General features: G+C 65.7%; 24 protein-coding genes. 12 read left to right on the top strand and 12 right to left on the bottom strand.

The features are described 5' to 3' along the window. Positions 1–4: 4 nt before the first annotated feature. The 3 genes from fghA to FHS31_RS05615 are packed head-to-tail and all read left to right on the top strand — an operon-like array spanning position 5 to position 1,494. The gene (gene fghA, locus FHS31_RS05625) at positions 5–841 is read left to right on the top strand and encodes an S-formylglutathione hydrolase (RefSeq protein WP_167072385.1); all 837 of its coding nucleotides are present in this window, start codon (positions 5–7) and stop codon (positions 839–841) included. Next, positions 838–1,248 carry a DUF1810 domain-containing protein gene (locus FHS31_RS05620; RefSeq protein WP_167072384.1) on the top strand — a complete coding sequence of 137 codons (411 nt, stop codon included), beginning with the start codon at positions 838–840 and terminating at the stop codon, positions 1,246–1,248. The genes fghA and FHS31_RS05620 overlap by 4 nt, the downstream gene beginning before the upstream one ends. Before the next feature lie 27 nt (positions 1,249–1,275). Next, positions 1,276–1,494 (top strand): hypothetical protein, encoded by a 219-nt coding sequence (locus FHS31_RS05615; RefSeq protein ID WP_167072383.1) that lies wholly within the window; start codon positions 1,276–1,278, stop codon positions 1,492–1,494. Here FHS31_RS05615 and FHS31_RS05610 read toward each other — a convergent pair. The 3 genes from FHS31_RS05610 to FHS31_RS05600 form a co-directional block, all read right to left on the bottom strand. Beyond that, the gene (locus FHS31_RS05610) at positions 1,491–2,108 is read right to left on the bottom strand and encodes a glutathione S-transferase family protein (RefSeq protein WP_167072382.1); all 618 of its coding nucleotides are present in this window, start codon (positions 2,106–2,108) and stop codon (positions 1,491–1,493) included. The genes FHS31_RS05615 and FHS31_RS05610 overlap by 4 nt on opposite strands. Continuing rightward, positions 2,108–3,583 carry an MATE family efflux transporter gene (locus FHS31_RS05605; protein WP_167072381.1) on the bottom strand — a complete coding sequence of 492 codons (1,476 nt, stop codon included), beginning with the start codon at positions 3,581–3,583 and terminating at the stop codon, positions 2,108–2,110. The genes FHS31_RS05610 and FHS31_RS05605 overlap by 1 nt, the downstream gene beginning before the upstream one ends. A 95-nt stretch (positions 3,584–3,678) precedes the next feature. Next, a complete protein-coding gene (locus tag FHS31_RS05600) occupies positions 3,679–3,963 on the bottom strand; it encodes a BolA family protein (RefSeq protein ID WP_167072380.1) in 285 nt (94 codons plus the stop codon). 37 nt (positions 3,964–4,000) lie between these two features. Between FHS31_RS05600 and FHS31_RS05595 the strand changes: the two genes are divergently transcribed. Beyond that, positions 4,001–4,591, top strand: a complete 591-nt coding sequence (locus FHS31_RS05595; RefSeq protein ID WP_167072379.1) for a DnaJ domain-containing protein — start codon at positions 4,001–4,003, stop codon at positions 4,589–4,591. A 137-nt stretch (positions 4,592–4,728) separates the two neighbouring features. On the opposite strand, the gene FHS31_RS05590 is transcribed toward FHS31_RS05595, so the two are convergent. From FHS31_RS05590 to FHS31_RS05565, 6 genes are all read right to left on the bottom strand, one after another. Then, complete coding sequence (locus FHS31_RS05590; RefSeq protein ID WP_341786293.1) at positions 4,729–5,112, bottom strand: reverse transcriptase-like protein; 384 nt, start codon at positions 5,110–5,112, stop codon at positions 4,729–4,731. Further along, complete coding sequence (locus tag FHS31_RS05585; protein ID WP_167072378.1) at positions 5,109–5,561, bottom strand: SRPBCC family protein; 453 nt, start codon at positions 5,559–5,561, stop codon at positions 5,109–5,111. Before FHS31_RS05585 ends, FHS31_RS05590 begins: the two co-directional genes overlap by 4 nt. Beyond that, on the bottom strand, positions 5,558–6,043 hold the full coding sequence (locus FHS31_RS05580; protein WP_167072377.1) for a VOC family protein: 486 nt from the start codon (positions 6,041–6,043) through the stop codon (positions 5,558–5,560). The genes FHS31_RS05585 and FHS31_RS05580 overlap by 4 nt, the downstream gene beginning before the upstream one ends. Then, a complete protein-coding gene (locus FHS31_RS05575) occupies positions 6,040–6,795 on the bottom strand; it encodes a VOC family protein (RefSeq protein WP_167072375.1) in 756 nt (251 codons plus the stop codon). The genes FHS31_RS05580 and FHS31_RS05575 overlap by 4 nt, the downstream gene beginning before the upstream one ends. Positions 6,796–6,882: 87 nt before the next feature. Continuing rightward, positions 6,883–7,257 (bottom strand): DUF1428 family protein, encoded by a 375-nt coding sequence (locus FHS31_RS05570; protein ID WP_167072374.1) that lies wholly within the window; start codon positions 7,255–7,257, stop codon positions 6,883–6,885. Between the two features lie 13 nt (positions 7,258–7,270). Continuing rightward, positions 7,271–7,696, bottom strand: a complete 426-nt coding sequence (locus tag FHS31_RS05565; RefSeq protein WP_167072373.1) for a VOC family protein — start codon at positions 7,694–7,696, stop codon at positions 7,271–7,273. Positions 7,697–7,758: 62 nt separating this feature from the next. Here FHS31_RS05565 and FHS31_RS05560 point away from each other — a divergent pair, with 62 nt between their 5' ends. From FHS31_RS05560 to cobT, 5 genes are all read left to right on the top strand, one after another. Next, entirely contained in the window at positions 7,759–8,451 is a 693-nt protein-coding gene (locus tag FHS31_RS05560) for a winged helix-turn-helix transcriptional regulator (RefSeq protein WP_167072372.1), read from the top strand. Between the two features lie 80 nt (positions 8,452–8,531). After that, the gene (cobS, locus tag FHS31_RS05555; RefSeq protein ID WP_167072370.1) at positions 8,532–9,536 is read left to right on the top strand and encodes a cobaltochelatase subunit CobS; all 1,005 of its coding nucleotides are present in this window, start codon (positions 8,532–8,534) and stop codon (positions 9,534–9,536) included. Between the two features lie 47 nt (positions 9,537–9,583). After that, a complete protein-coding gene (locus FHS31_RS05550) occupies positions 9,584–9,868 on the top strand; it encodes a type II toxin-antitoxin system Phd/YefM family antitoxin (RefSeq protein WP_167072369.1) in 285 nt (94 codons plus the stop codon). Continuing rightward, positions 9,869–10,255 (top strand): type II toxin-antitoxin system VapC family toxin, encoded by a 387-nt coding sequence (locus FHS31_RS05545; protein ID WP_167072368.1) that lies wholly within the window; start codon positions 9,869–9,871, stop codon positions 10,253–10,255. Beyond that, positions 10,255–12,081 carry a cobaltochelatase subunit CobT gene (gene cobT, locus FHS31_RS05540; RefSeq protein ID WP_167072367.1) on the top strand — a complete coding sequence of 609 codons (1,827 nt, stop codon included), beginning with the start codon at positions 10,255–10,257 and terminating at the stop codon, positions 12,079–12,081. Before FHS31_RS05545 ends, cobT begins: the two co-directional genes overlap by 1 nt. On the opposite strand, the gene FHS31_RS16250 is transcribed toward cobT, so the two are convergent. Next, the gene (locus FHS31_RS16250; protein WP_243843284.1) at positions 12,078–12,470 is read right to left on the bottom strand and encodes a glycine zipper 2TM domain-containing protein; all 393 of its coding nucleotides are present in this window, start codon (positions 12,468–12,470) and stop codon (positions 12,078–12,080) included. The two genes, cobT and FHS31_RS16250, sit on opposite strands and share 4 nt — an antisense overlap. 190 nt (positions 12,471–12,660) lie before the next feature. Beyond that, positions 12,661–12,948 (bottom strand): 50S ribosomal protein L28, encoded by a 288-nt coding sequence (rpmB, locus tag FHS31_RS05530; protein WP_167072366.1) that lies wholly within the window; start codon positions 12,946–12,948, stop codon positions 12,661–12,663. 159 nt (positions 12,949–13,107) lie between these two features. Between rpmB and FHS31_RS05525 the strand changes: the two genes are divergently transcribed. From FHS31_RS05525 to FHS31_RS05515, 3 genes are read left to right on the top strand one after another with little or no spacing between them, the layout of a single operon-like run. Then, the gene (locus FHS31_RS05525) at positions 13,108–13,374 is read left to right on the top strand and encodes a hypothetical protein (protein WP_167072365.1); all 267 of its coding nucleotides are present in this window, start codon (positions 13,108–13,110) and stop codon (positions 13,372–13,374) included. Next, the gene (locus FHS31_RS05520; protein WP_167072364.1) at positions 13,371–13,571 is read left to right on the top strand and encodes a YqaE/Pmp3 family membrane protein; all 201 of its coding nucleotides are present in this window, start codon (positions 13,371–13,373) and stop codon (positions 13,569–13,571) included. Before FHS31_RS05525 ends, FHS31_RS05520 begins: the two co-directional genes overlap by 4 nt. Before the next feature lie 44 nt (positions 13,572–13,615). Next, positions 13,616–14,044: a nucleoside deaminase gene (locus tag FHS31_RS05515; RefSeq protein WP_208408569.1), complete on the top strand. Its 429-nt coding sequence runs from the start codon at positions 13,616–13,618 to the stop codon at positions 14,042–14,044. Here FHS31_RS05515 and FHS31_RS05510 read toward each other — a convergent pair. Beyond that, positions 14,041–14,427: a response regulator gene (locus FHS31_RS05510; protein ID WP_167072361.1), complete on the bottom strand. Its 387-nt coding sequence runs from the start codon at positions 14,425–14,427 to the stop codon at positions 14,041–14,043. The two genes, FHS31_RS05515 and FHS31_RS05510, sit on opposite strands and share 4 nt — an antisense overlap. Positions 14,428–14,436 lie beyond the last annotated feature (9 nt).

Raw genomic sequence — 14,436 nt, 5'->3', positions numbered from 1 at the left:
GGTCATGGAGACCGTCAGCACGGCCAAGGCGTTCGGCGGCACGCAGGGCGTCTATCGCCATGCGTCCGAGGCGACGGGTACGGACATGACCTTCTCGGTCTATGTCCCGCCGCACGCCGAGGGCGCGAAGCTGCCGGTGGTGTGGTATCTCTCGGGCCTGACCTGCACGCACGCCAACGTCACTGACAAGGGCGAGTATCGCCGCGCCTGCGCCAAGCTCGGGCTGATCTTCGTCGCGCCCGATACGAGTCCGCGCGGCGTGGGCGTGGCCGATGATCCGGCGGGCGCATGGGACTTCGGATTGGGGGCGGGCTTCTACGTCGACGCCACCGAGCCGCCGTTTGCCGCGCATTACCGCATGTGGCGCTACGTGACGGAGGAGCTGCCCGCGCTGATCGCGGCGCAGTTTCCCGCCGATATGGCGCGTCAATCGATCATGGGCCATTCGATGGGCGGCCATGGTGCGCTCACCATGGGCCTCACGTTCCCCGATACGTACACAGCCGTCTCCGCCTTCGCGCCGATCGTCGCACCCGGCCAAGTGCCATGGGGCGAGAAGGCGCTGGGCGGCTATCTCGGGCGCGATCGCGCCGCGTGGCGCAAGCATGATGCGGTGGCGCTGATCGAGGATGGCGCGCGGGTGCCCGCCCTGCTCGTCGATCAGGGCGACGCCGACAGCTTCCTGGCCGACCAGCTCAAGCCCGAATTGTTGGCGGCGGCGTGCGAGACAGCGGGCATCCCGCTGACGCTGCGGATGCAGCCGGGCTACGATCACAGCTATTCTTTCATCTCGACCTTCATGGCGGATCACCTCAGCTGGCATGCCGAGCGGCTGGGATGAGCCTCGACCGCTTCGTCGCAGCGCAGGCAGGCAGCTACGCAACCGCGCTCGCCGAACTCGAGGCGGGTGCGAAGCGCAGCCATTGGATGTGGTACATCTTTCCGCAAATCGCCGGCCTCGGCCGCAGCGACATGGCGCGTTTCTATGCGATCGACGGGCTGACGGAGGCGCGCGATTACCTCGCGCATCCGATCCTCGGGCCGCGCCTGCAAGACTGCGTGGCAGCGATGCTCGATTGGGCCGGCAAGCGTGATGCCGCGACGATCCTTGGCGGGATCGACGCGATCAAGCTGTGCTCTTGCTGCACCTTGTTCGAAACGGCCGACGGCGGCGCCGACTTCGCACGCTGTATCGATGCCTTTTATGCAGGGGCGCGTGACCCCGATACGCTGCGCCTGCTTGCCTGATTGCCCCAGGCGCACAATATCACGCCCATGAACCTGATATCGCTCCTCATCGGCCTGGTCGCTCTGCTCTGGGCGCTGGTCGCCTTCATCCCTTTTCTGGGGTGGATGTATTGGTTCATCCTGCCGATCGCCTTCGTCGGGCTGGGCATCGGCGCGCTGTCCAGCCACCGCGGCGGGCGCAATCTCAACATCGTCGTGCTGGTGGTCGGCGCGATCCGTTTGCTGATCGGCCACGGCATTTTCTAGGCGGTGATCGGCACGTAGCCCGGCAGCGCCGTGATCCGCGCCAGCCACGCCTGGATCGCGGGATAATCGGAAAGCCGGAAGCCGCCCTGATCGGCGACATGCGTGTAGGCGTAGAGCGTGATATCGGCGAGCGACACCGCCTGCCCCACCATCCAGCGCCGCCCGCGCAAATGGTCGTCCATCAGCGCCAGCGCCGCCTTCCCCGCCTGCACCTTGCCCGCGATCTGCGCGCGCTGCGCATCGTTCAGCGCCGCCTCACCCACCAGGGTCCGCCAGAAGCGCACGGTCGCCACATTGGGCTCGTGGCTGTATTGCTCCCAGAACATCCAGCGCAGCATATCGGCATGGTCAAAGCGATCGTGCGGGATCAGCGCGCTCCTGTCCGCCAGCCAGACGCAGGCGGCGTTGCTTTCGGGCAGGAAGCGCGTCCCGATCTGCAGCACGGGAATGCGGCCGTTGGCGTTGACCGTGGCCAGAAAGGCCGGCGTCCGCGTCTCGCCCTTCAGCACGTCATAGTGCCGCCGATCGAGCGTCAGCCCAAGCAGCGCTGCGGTCAGCCGGATCTTGTAGCAGTTTCCGCTATCGGCATATTCATGCAGGATCAGCGTTTCCATCAGCCCTCCGCAGTCGGATGATCGCGCCCCGCCGGCTCCATCATGACCGCGCTTTTGTCGCGCAATTCGGCGGCGGTCGGCGGTGTCGTCATATGCGCGTTCCGCCACCCGCCGTAGCGATAATACGCCCAGGCGATCACCGTCGTGACGAAGGAGCTTAACGGGAAGCTGTACCAGACTGCATCCGCCCCCAGCATCGGCCGGAGCACGAAGACCAACCCGACGCGCACGATCACCAGGCCGAACGCGACGATGATCAGCGGCGCGATCACCGCGCCATTGGCGCGCGTCGTCGCGAACAGGGTCAGCGAAATGCCGAACAGCAGGAAGCTGCTGCTGGCGATCAGCTGGATATGCCGCGCGATCGGAATGATCGGGCTGTCCCAGCCGACGAACAAAGCGAAGGCCTGGCGATCGAAGATCAGCATCACCGCCAGCGCCGCGCTCGTCACCGCCAGCAAGGTCAACACGCCGGATTGCGTGATCCGCTCGACGCGATCCCAGCGATTGGCGCCGATATTCTGCGCCACCATCGTCGAAACCGCGGTGCCGATCGCCATCGCCGGCATCTGGATATAGGTCCAGAGCTGCTGCGCCACGCCATAGGCCGCGGTCACCTGAACGCCCTCGCGATTGACGAAGCCGATCATCAGGATGCCGGAAAAGGTCATCACCAGCATCTGGAGGCCCATCGGGAAACCCTTGAACAGGATCGCCCTGAGCAGCACCAGATCGGGCTTGATGAAGGCGAGCTCCGGCCCCCGCAGGCGGATCGGCAAATCCTTCGCATAAATGTAGATCAGCTGGCCGATGAAGACGACGTAATTGGCGATCAGTGTCGCCGTGGCGGCGCCGGCGATGCCCATGCGCGGAAACGGCCCGATGCCGCGGATCAGGAAGGGATTGAGGCCGGCATCCAGGATCACGCTGACGATCATGAAGCGCAGCGGCGTCACCGAATCGCCCGTGCCGCGCAGCGCCATGCTCAGCAGCAGACCGAGGAACATCGGCGGCATCGCCAGGAAGATGATTCGCAGGTAAGCGAGCGCATAGGGCGCGGCCTCCACCGGCGTGGCGAGCGCGCGCAGCAGCGCGGGCGCCGAGACCCACCCCAGCGTGGCGATCACCAGCGACATGATGGCGAACAGGCCGAAGGTGGTGCCCAGCGCGCGCCGCGCGCCGACGATATCGCGCGCGCCCATGCTCTGGCCGATCAACACGGTCGCGGCGATCCCGAAGCCGAAGCCCAGGGAGAACATCAGGAACATGATCAGATTGGCGTTGGACGTCGCCGCCAGCGCATTTTCGCCGAGGAAGCGGCCGACCCAGACCGAATTGATCGAGCCGTTCAGCGATTGCAGCACGTTCGAGCCGAGCGTCGGCAGCGCGAACAGCAACAGCGTCCGCGTGATCGGCCCGTCGGTAAGATTGGGCGTGCGACCGGCCCCTGGTCGTCGCGCGGATGCGGTTGCCATCAAAACTCCCTTGGCACCCCCTATGGCGGTGCGGCGATAGCCTGTCCACGCGCTGTTATCCGTCTTCACTGCTCGCACTAAAATCGCGCGCCGCTCTACTCTCCCGGTGCGCGCGCCTCGATCGCCAAAGCGTGGACGCGCTCCGCGAGCAGGGGGGCCAGCGCCTGGTTGATCAGCCGGTGCCGCTGGACGCGCGACTGGCCGGCAAAGGCGGCGGCCTCGATCTGGACGGTGAAGTGGCTTTCGCCGCGCGCGTCATGGCCGGCGTGGCCGCGATGCTTGGCGCTATCGTCGATCACGGCGAGCCGCTCGGGAGACAAGGCGGCACGAAGCCGTTGGACGATTTCCTGGGCCACGGGCCCGCTTTCAAGCTCGGTCATAATCCCTACATAGGCCCTTTGGTGGAGTGAGGTCGAGGTGGCGGAAGGGGAGCGGAAGGCGCGCTTTCACGGGCGTATCGCGGGGGATCGCGGCTGCAACGCACCGGGGTGCCGTGAAGCCGGCGAATTTCGCGCGCCCGGCGGGCGGCGCGGCGGCTTCGATGGGCCCGGCGATTGGCAGTGGCTGTGCCTCGATCACGTCCGCGAGTTCAACCAGCGCTACAATTATTTTTCCGGCATGTCCGCCGACGAGATCGCCGCCCAGCAGCGCCCTTTTGCGGGCTGGGAGCGGGAAACGCGCGCCTTCACCACCGCAGGCGCCGACCGGCCGCCGCGCTGGGCCGATTTCCACGATCCGCTCGATGCAATCCAGGCGCGCTTTCGCGGCGGCGCGGCGGCGGGAGCCGAACGCAAGGACGGCAGGCCCTTGTCGGGCGAGGACCGCCGCGCGCTCAAGACGCTGGGCCTGGAGATCGACGCCGATCGCCGCGCGCTGCGCCGGGCCTATTCGGACCTCGTCCGCCGCTACCATCCCGACCGCAACGGCGGCGACCGCAGCCACGAACGCGCACTCGGCGAGGTGATCGCGGCTTACCAGCTGCTGAAGGGATCGGCGGTCTTCGCGTGAGATCCCTCTCCCGCTTTCGCGGGAGAGGAGGGGCCCGCGCGAAGCGTGGGAGGTGAGGGTCTTCTTCTTTCAGGGATCGTCAAAAGAAGAAGACCCTCACCCAACCCTCTCCCGCGAAAGCGGGAGAGGGGCTAAGATTAACGCGGGTGGGTTTTGGCGAGGGCTATGCCGGCCAGGTTCTGCGATCGCAGGATATGCCGCAGGCGCAGCCTGGGAATCGCCGCGACTGCCGCCCGATACGCGGCGAGATGGTGTGCATCACCCGCCCGCGGCTTGGCCTTGCCGGTGGCGACCCGAATCACCGCCACCGAATCGCCGATCAGCTCGACATCCTCGCCGCCCCATTCGATCGCGATATCGACGGCATGGAGCAGCGCCAGCCACTCGGCCTGATGGCTGTCGCCCAGCCCGATCCCGCGCCGCACATATTCCACGCCGCGCGCCACGGCGGCAATCTCCATCATCCCCGGATTGGGGCGACAACCGCCATCGAAGAAGATCCGCAACGGCCCACTCTTCACGCCAGCCGCTTGGCGACCTCTTCCAGCTGTTCGGCGACCTTGCCCCAGCCTTCGGCGAAGCCCATCGCCTCATGCTGCGCCTTGGCCTCGGCGGTCCAGTGGCGGGCGCCGGCGCGGTAGAAGGTCTGGGCGCCCCGCGCTTCGAACTGCATGAAGCCGACCATGAAGGGCCCCGCCGGCTTCCAGCCCGCGGTGAAGGCGTCGGTGAAGACCACGCTCTGCTTCGGGATCACCTCCAGGAAAACGCCCTCCTGCGGCGCTTCCTCGCCATTGGGACCGCGCATGATCATCGCCGAGCGCCCACCCGAGCGGAAATCCATCTCGATGATTTCGGTGGTCCAGGGTTTGGGACACCACCATTCGGTGAGATGTTCGGTCCAAGCCCGCCACACCGCATCGATCGGGGCATCGATCAGCCGCTCGATCGCCAGTTCGTTATCGTCGCTCATGCCGTCTCATCCTTGAACGCGCGATCCAGTACCGCAATGTCAAGCTTCACCATCGTCTGCATCGCCGCAAAGGCGCGCGCGGCCGCGGCCCGGTCGGGGCTTTGCAGCATTGCGACCATCGCGCGCGGCGTGATCTGCCAATGCAGACCCCAGCGATCCCGGCACCATCCGCAGGCGCTGGCCTGGCCGCCGTTCGTCAGGAGCGCGTCCCAGTACCGATCGGTCTCGGCCTGATCTTCGGTCAACACCTGCAGCGAGATCGCCTGCGTGAGCGGATAGCCGGGGCCGCCGTTGAGCCCGAAGAATTTCTGGCCGAGCAGGGTGAAATCCACCGTCAGCACCTGCCCCTGCTCGCCGGTCGGGAAGTCGCCCGGCGCGCGCGTCACCGTATCCACCGAAGAGTTGGGGAAGGTCGCGGCGTAGAAGTCGGCCGCTTCCTCGGCGGTGCCGTCGTACCACAGGCAGGTGACCAGTTCAGTCACGCCTCCTTCTCCGCGCCGACAACCGCGAACGTCGCGCCCTGCGGATCCTTGGCGAGCACGATCCACATACCCCCGGGCACCTCGTGCGGCCCCATGATCGCGGTGCCGCCCGCCGCGATCAACCGCTCGCGCGCTTCGGTGACGCCCTTCACCGCAAAATAGAACAGCCAGGCCGAACCCGGCCATTGCGGATCGTTCAGCATCGCGCCTTCATCGAAGTCGCGGCCGATCTTGTACATCTGATAGGTGCCCATCGGGCCCATATCCAGCTGCGCGCCCTGCTCCCAGCCGAACTGGCCCGAATAGAAGGCCCAGGCCTTTTCCCAATCCTGCGTGTGCAGCTCGTTCCAGCCGACCGTGCCCGGCGTCATATAGGGGAGCGGCTCCATCGCCGCCCCGTCCCCGCAGAACAGCATGAATTTCGCGCCCTGCGGATCGGCGATCACCGCAAAGCGGCCGACGCCGGGAATGTCCTGCGGCCCGAGTTGAAGCGCAGCGCCGGCGGCCTCTACCGCCTTGACCTTGGTATCGACATCCTCGGCGCCGATATAGCCGAACCATTGCGGAGGCATTCCCTCGGCATGTTCGGGCGTTTCCATGATGCCCGCGATCTGATGGTCCCCGGCTTTGAGCAAAGTATAGGGCATCCCGGGCGCATCCTCCGCCGTCCAGCCCACCACCTGCGCATAGAAATCGGCCGCGGCGGTGCGATCGGGGGTCATCAGTTCATACCAGACGAAGCTATCGGCCATGATCGCTCTCCTTCAGATCAGGGCGCGGATGCGCGCATCCCGCAACCATAGGCCCGCCCACATGTGCGCCTTTGCCGATGATCGCGCTCATCGTCCCAGATCCTTGTCGTCATACAGGCTTTCGAAGCCGCCGAAGATCATGCGCTTCATATCGAACGGCGAATCGGGATTAGGCTGCATCCGCGCATCGGACATCATTTTGCCCCAGGCCTCGTCGCGCACCGCCTTGGAGGGCCAGACGACCCAGCCGAAGGCGATGCCCTCGCCCGCCGCTTTGTCCGCCGCCACCGCGCGCCACAGATCGGTCTGCTTGCCTTCGGGCACTTCGGTATCGCCGAAGCCATCGGACACCTGCAGCGCGCCATATTCCAGGAACAGGCGCGCCGACTCCTTGGCCGTGGCGCGGAACTCTTCCTTCCGCCCGGCGAGCACGGGGGCGATGATGCCGTCGATATAGCTCACCGTCGGCCTCCTCTCAGACCGTTTCCGGCTCGGGCGCCGGCGCCATCGCGGCGGCATCCATCCAGAACGGGCCGAAGGCGTGGCCGTCGAAATCCGTGAACGCGCGCGAATACATGAAGCCCTCGTCCTCCGGCGGATGCGCCTCGCCGCCGCCCGCGGCGATCGCCGCCTCGGTAATCGCGTCGACCTCGGCACGGCTGTCGAAGGCGAGCGCGAACAGCGCGCCGCTGACGGCCTGCGTATCGGCGATCGGCTTGGCGGTCAGGGTCGAATAGAAAGCCTTGTCGAGCACCATCAGGTGGATCGTGTCGGTCCAGGCGAAGGCCGAGGATTGCGCGTTGGAAAACGCCTCATTCTTCACGAAGCCGAGCGCTTCATAAAAAGCGGTGGACTTTGCCACGTCGGTCACCGGCAGGTTCACGAAGATCATTTTCGCCATCTCGCGTCTCCTTTGCGAATCGGGTTTGAATTGAATGCGCCGATGAGTTATAAAAGGCAACTATGAAGTTAGAAAGAGTAACTAAGCCGGTTGAAAAGCGCGATCGCTGGTACGATGACGCCTGCGGCATGGCGCTGGCGATGGACCTGATCGGCGAGCGCTGGACGCTGATCATCCTGCGCGAGCTGATGTACGGCCCGCGCCGCTTCGGGGAGATCCGGCGCGAGGTTCCCGGCATCAGCGCCAATGTCCTGACCCAGCGGCTCGAGCGGCTGGAGGAGACGGGTGTCGTCGTTCGCGAGAAACTGCCGCCGCCCGCCTCGGTCCAGGTCTATGCGCTCACCGAATGGGGGCGGGAGAGCGAGGCGATGATGGCCACGCTCGGCCGCTGGGCGGTGCGATCGCCGCTGCACGATCCCACCCTGCCGCTGAGCGGCGCTGCGCTGATGATGTCGTTCCGCACGATGCTCGATCCCGGGCGGGCCGAAGGGATCGACGCGGTGATCGGCTTTCGCATCGGACCGGACAGCTTCACGGCCCATCTCCACGACGGCGGCCTGGACGTGGCGCGCGGCGAGGCCGAGGCGCCCGTGCTCACGTTTACCGCCGATGAGGCGGGCGCGATCGCCGCCGCGGTCTACGGCGGCGCGGACTTTGATTCGCTGATAAGGGCGATGATGCTGAAGATTGACGGCGACCGCGCCCTTGCCGATCGCTTCGTCACGCTGTTCCCACTGCCCGCCAAGGTCGCTTGAGGATTGCAGCGCCCGGCGCACGCACCTAGGCACATTCCGCATCCAAGCTCGTTACCCAGCGGAAGATCCAAGGACTCGCCATGACCGATCTGCCCAACATCCAGCCCGACAGCCGCGATGCCACCATTCTGGCGGCGCCGGACAAGATGGTGAAGGTGCGCGAGGCTTTCGGGATCGACAGCGATATGGAAGTGCCCGGCTTCTCCGAAGCCGACGAGCGCGTCCCCGATCTCGATCCCGCCTATGTCTTCGATCCGGACACGACGCTGGCGATCTGCGCGGGCTTCGCGTTCAACCGCCGCGTGATGATCCAGGGCTATCACGGCACGGGCAAGTCTTCGCATATCGAGCAGGTCGCGGCGCGGCTCAACTGGCCGACGATCCGCATCAACCTCGATGCGCACATCAGCCGCATCGATCTCGTCGGCCGCGATGCGATCGTGCTGCGCGAGGGCCAGCAGGTGACCGAGTTCCGCGAGGGCCTGCTGCCCTGGGCGCTGCAGACGCCCTCCGCTTTGGTGTTCGACGAATATGACGCCGGCCGCCCGGACGTGATGTTCGTGATCCAGCGCGTGCTGGAAACCGAAGGCAAGCTCACCCTGCTCGATCAGAATCGCGTGATCCGGCCCAACCCCTGGTTCCGCCTGTTCGCCACCGCCAATACGGTCGGTCTCGGCGATACCACCGGCCTCTATCACGGCACCCAGCAGATCAATCAGGGCCAGATGGATCGGTGGAACATCGTCGTCACCTTGAACTATCTGCCGGCGGCGACCGAGGCGCAGATCGTGCTCGCCAAATCGGGCGAATATGACAAGCCGGATGGCAAGAAGACCGTCCAGAACATGGTCAAGGTCGCCGAGCTGACCCGCGCCGGCTTCATGGCGGGCGACATCTCCACCGTGATGAGTCCGCGCACCGTGATCAGCTGGGCGCAGAACGCGCTGATCTTCAACGATCTCGGCTTCGCCTTCCGCCTCTCCTTCCTCAACAAATGCGATGAGGCGGAGCGGGCGCTGGTCGCCGAATATTATCAGCGCGTGTTCGGCAAGGATCTGCCTGAGAGCGTCGTCGGCAAGGCTTGATGGACAGGCAGGGCGCGGTGAAATAGGCTGCGTGGCAGGAGGCGACGATGGCCGAGGCCGATCCTAGCAAGACTTTTGCGGTCGATGGCGCAGGCGATGAACTGTCCAGCCTGCTGGATAGCGCGCGTGGCGGGGATATCACCCTTACGAAGAATGGCCGGCCGATCGGCCGGCTGGTTCGCTTTCCCGACCCACCGAAAGGACCGCGCAAGCCGGGGCGATGGAAGGATTTGCTCGGAACGATTTCCGACGAGGATTTATTCGCCCCTGCCTATACCGACGAGGAGCTCGATCGCTTCTACAACGAAGACATAGATCCGACCCGCCGATAGATGCGTATCCTACTCGATACTCATGCGATCATCTGGTGGCTTCTGGGCGACCCAAGGCTATCTCCAGTAGCCGAGGCTGCCATCCAGCAGGGCGATCGTAGTGTGTTTGTCAGTGCGGCTTCCGGATGGGAGATCGCGACAAAGGTGGGTTCGGGCAGAATGCCGAGCATGGCAGCGCGCATTAGCTCCTTCATCAATGATGTGTTGGACGACGGCTTCCTTCATTTACCGGTCGAGCAGCATCACGGCATAACCGGCGGCCGTTTTGAGAGTCGGCACAAAGACCCTTTTGATCGCCTGATCGCAGCGCAAGCGCTTCTGGAGGGAATGACGCTGGTGACGGTCGATCGTGAAATGGCGCAATTCGGCTGCGAGATACTCTGGTAATGGCCGAGCAGACCCCGATCGAAGCCTTCCGTGCCGTGCTCGCGGGCACCGCGCGGGCGATGGCGCGCGAGCCGGAGCTGGAGCTGAGCTTCACCGCAGAGGCGCCCTCCGCCTCGTTCAAGCAGTTGCGCGTGCCGATGCCGGGGCGGAACCTGCCCGCCGATCAGGTCGCCGAGGCGCGCGGTTTTGCCGATGGCTTTGCGCTGCGCGAGCGGCTGCACAGCAAGGCGGTGCATGAGCGCCATGCGCCGCACGAAGCGGTGGCGCGATCCGTGTTCGATTCGGTGGAGCAGGCGCGTGTCGAGGCGCTGGGATCGCGCGGCATGGCGGGTGTGCAGGCCAATCTCGCCCGCGCGATGGAGGTGCGGATCAAGTCCGATCCGCTGATTCGGGCGCGGACACAGGCCGAGGTGCCACTGGGCACCGCGATCGGGCTCCTGCTGCGCGAGCGGCTGACCGGCCAGCCCGCGCCGGCGATTACGCAGACCGGCCTGGCGCTGGTCCGCGACTGGGTCGAGGAGAAAGGCGGCGGCGATCTCGACGCGCTGGCGCTGGCGCTCGACGATCAGGCGACGTTCGCCAAGCTGGCGGGCACGCTGCTGCGCGATCTCGCGCTGGTCGAGACGGAGCTGGAGCCCAACGAGCCCGACGAAGGCGGTAACGAGTCGGGTGACGATCAGCAGCCGAGCCAGGAAGAGCAGGATAGCGAGGAAAACAACGAAGGCGACTCGCAGGGGCAGATGGAGATGCGCTCGGAGCAGAGCGAGCGCGGTGAGGAGCAGGGCGAGGACACGCAGCAGGAAGAGGGCGAGTTCGACGGCGAGGGTGAGCTGGGCGAGGAAGGCGATGAAGGCATGCTCCCCGTCCGCCCCAACCGCCCGCAACCCGACACGCCCGGCATCATCGACTATAAGGCCTATACCGAGCGCTTCGACGAGATCATCGAGGCGGGCGAACTGTGCGACGAGGAGGAACTCAATCGGCTGCGCGCCTATCTCGATCAGCAGCTGACCCACCTGCAGGGTGCGGTTACCAAGCTCGCCAACCGCCTGCAGCGGCGGCTGATGGCGCAGCAGAGCCGCAGCTGGCTGTTCGATCAGGAAGAGGGCCTGCTCGATGCAGCGCGGCTGGCGCGCGTTGTCGTCAGTCCCGCGCACTCGCTGAGCTACAAGATGGAGCGCGAGACCGAATTCCGCGATACGGTCGTCACCTTGCTGCTCGATAATTCGGGATCGATGCGCGGCCGGCCGATCTCGATCGCCGCCATTTCCGCCGATATCCTCGCGCGCACGCTGGAGCGCTGCGGCGTCCGCGTCGAAATCCTCGGCTTCACGACACGCGCCTGGAAGGGCGGGCAGGCGCGCGAGGCGTGGCTGCAGGCGGGGCGGCCCGCGGCGCCGGGCCGGCTCAACGATCTCCGCCACATCGTCTACAAGCGCGCCGACGAGCCCTACCGCCGCGCACGCAAGAACCTTGGGCTGATGATGCGCGAGGGACTGCTGAAAGAGAATATCGACGGTGAGGCGCTGCTGTGGGCGCACAGCCGACTGATCGCGCGGCCCGAGGAGCGCAAGATCCTGATGGTGATCTCGGATGGCGCCCCGGTCGACGATTCGACGCTGTCGGTGAATTCCGGCTCCTATCTGGAGAAGCACCTTCGCCAGGTGATCGGCTGGATCGAGGCGCGCTCGCCGGTCGAGCTGGCCGCGATCGGCATCGGCCATGACGTGACCCGCTATTATGCGCGCGCGGTGACGATCATGGATGCCGAGCAGCTCGGCGGCACGATGGTGGAGCAACTCGCCGCGCTGTTCGACGCAGACTAGCAGCCGCGATCCACTTCGCGCCCCACCAACGCGCCCGCGCCAGCCCCGAGCACGGTGCCCACGCCACGATCGCCGCGTCCCGCCGCACGATTGCCCAGCAGACCACCCGCGATCGCGCCGAGGATCGTGCCGCCTGATCCCCGATCGCAGCGATAGCGCGGACGGTAAGCCCGGAGCGGTGGCGGCGGGTAATCGCGATAGGCGGCGCCATATTGACCCGGTCGATACGATCGCGGCGGCGGGGGTGGCGGAGCGTCGCGATAGGCCGCGCCGTATCGGTCGACTACATAGGCCCGTGGGGGCGGCGGCGGGGCTTCGCGCCAATAGCGCTGCGGAGGTGGGCGCCAATATTGGGCTTGCGCTTCTGCGGCACCAAACAGCGTGAGCAAGGCCGCTATAACTATCTGCCCTCCTCGCCTGCTCACGCCACGCTCCATCACACGCGCCCGAAAGGCGGGTAACGGCAGGGGCCGCCACAGGTTCACATCTGGGGCGAACCTAATGAGGGGAAGCTGAATACCGGTGTTAGCGGCGGTTCAGAAAAGACGAGGCCTATCGCACCAGATGGGCCTGAGTCGCTCAGGCTGCGACCTGCGCCTTTTCGATCTTGCGCTTCAGGCGTCGTGCCTTGAGCGACAGGCTATCGGCCGAAGTCTTCTTCAGCCAATTGTCCAGACCGCCGACATGCTCGACCGAGCGGAGGCCGTGGGTGGAGACGCGCAAACGCACGCTCTCGCCCAGCGTATCCGAGATCAGCGTGACGTTCTGCAGATTGGGCAGAAACGTCCGCTTGGTCTTGTTGTTGGCGTGGGAAACATTGTTACCCACCTGCCGGCCCTTGCCGGTCAGTTCGCAAATACGCGCCATGCGCCTCTAATCCTGAATTTCGCTGTGTGCGGAAAGAGCGCGCCACTAGCGGCGGACGGCTTCCCGGTCAAGGGAAAGCGGACGGCAAACTCGTATCGGCTGTGCAACCTTTCTTGGCCACGCGCCGTTGAGGGACCAAATTCATAGGGAGAATATGGCATGCGCGCCATCGTCACTATCCTCGCGATCCTGGTGATCGTCGCGATCATCGCGGTCGCCACCGGCTTCGTGAATATCCACGGCAATGGCGGCAGCATGCCCCAGGTCGCCGTCCAGGGTGGATCGCTGCCGCAGGTCCAGGCCAATGTCGGCTCGATCGATCTCGGCACCAAGAACGAGACGGTGTCCGTGCCGAAGGTCAGCGTCGACAATAAGGAAACGCAGGTCGCCGTGCCCACGCTTCACGTAAACAAGCCCGCGCAATGAACGACGTCGCCTCACCCCGCCCGGGCGTCCTGGCGCTGATCTGCGCGCTGCTGTTGCCGCCGCTCGGCACCTTTCTGGTGCGCGGGCTCGGCTTGGCCTTCTGGGTTACGGTCTTGCTGACGCTTGTGGGGTGGCTTCCCGGTGTGGTGTTCGCGCTGCTGGTGATGCTGCGGCCGGAGATCATGCCGCGCGGCTGATGCCATGCTAGGGAAGCGCGATGGCCTTCCCTTTGCCCGCCCCCATGCGCCTAGCCCTCGATCTCGCCGATCGCGCCGCGATTGATGGCGAGGTTCCCGTGGGCGCGGTCGTGATACGCGATGGCGCGGTGATCGCCACGTCCGCCAATACGATGCGCACCGCCAACGATCCTACCGCGCATGCGGAGATTGTGGCGATTCGGGCTGCGGCCGAGGCGCTGGCTCAGCCCCGACTGGACGGCTGTGATCTGTGGGTGACGCTGGAGCCTTGCGCGATGTGTGCCGGCGCCATCGCCCATGCCCGCATCGCCCGCGTTTATTATGCCGCCGCCGATCCCAAGGGCGGGGCGGTGGAGCACGGCCCGCATTTCTTCACGCAGCCGACCTGCCATCATCGGCCGGAGGTCTATGCGGGAATCGGCGCGGAAGAGGCAGCGTTGCAGCTGCGCGCTTTTTTCGCGGAACGGCGCTAATTGAGGATCGATTGCGATCCGCGCGCGATCAGCCGGCCGATCGCGTCGAACAATTTGTTCATCGCCACGGGCTTGAGAATCACCTCGTCCGCACCCTGATCGACGCAGTTCTGGCAGATATCGACGGCGGTATCGGCGGTCACGACGATCACCGGCACACTCGCCTTGGCATCGGCGCGGGCACGTAGATGGCGGATCGCGGTAAGGCCATCCATGCCGGGCATGCGCAGATCCATCAGCACGATATCATATTCGCGTTCATCGATCATGCGCAGACCGGTCTCGGCATCCGGCGCTTCGTCCATGCTGGCGCCTGCGACGGTCAACATATCGCGGACGACGCGGCGATTCATCGCATCGTCCTCGACGAACAGGATGTTCACCTCAACGGC

This window comes from Sphingomonas vulcanisoli, from assembly GCF_011761305.1.
GTDB classification, from domain to species: domain Bacteria; phylum Pseudomonadota; class Alphaproteobacteria; order Sphingomonadales; family Sphingomonadaceae; genus Sphingomonas_I; species Sphingomonas_I vulcanisoli.
The sequence above is the reverse complement of the archived record's forward strand: the minus strand, read 5'-3'. Positions and strand labels throughout refer to the sequence as shown.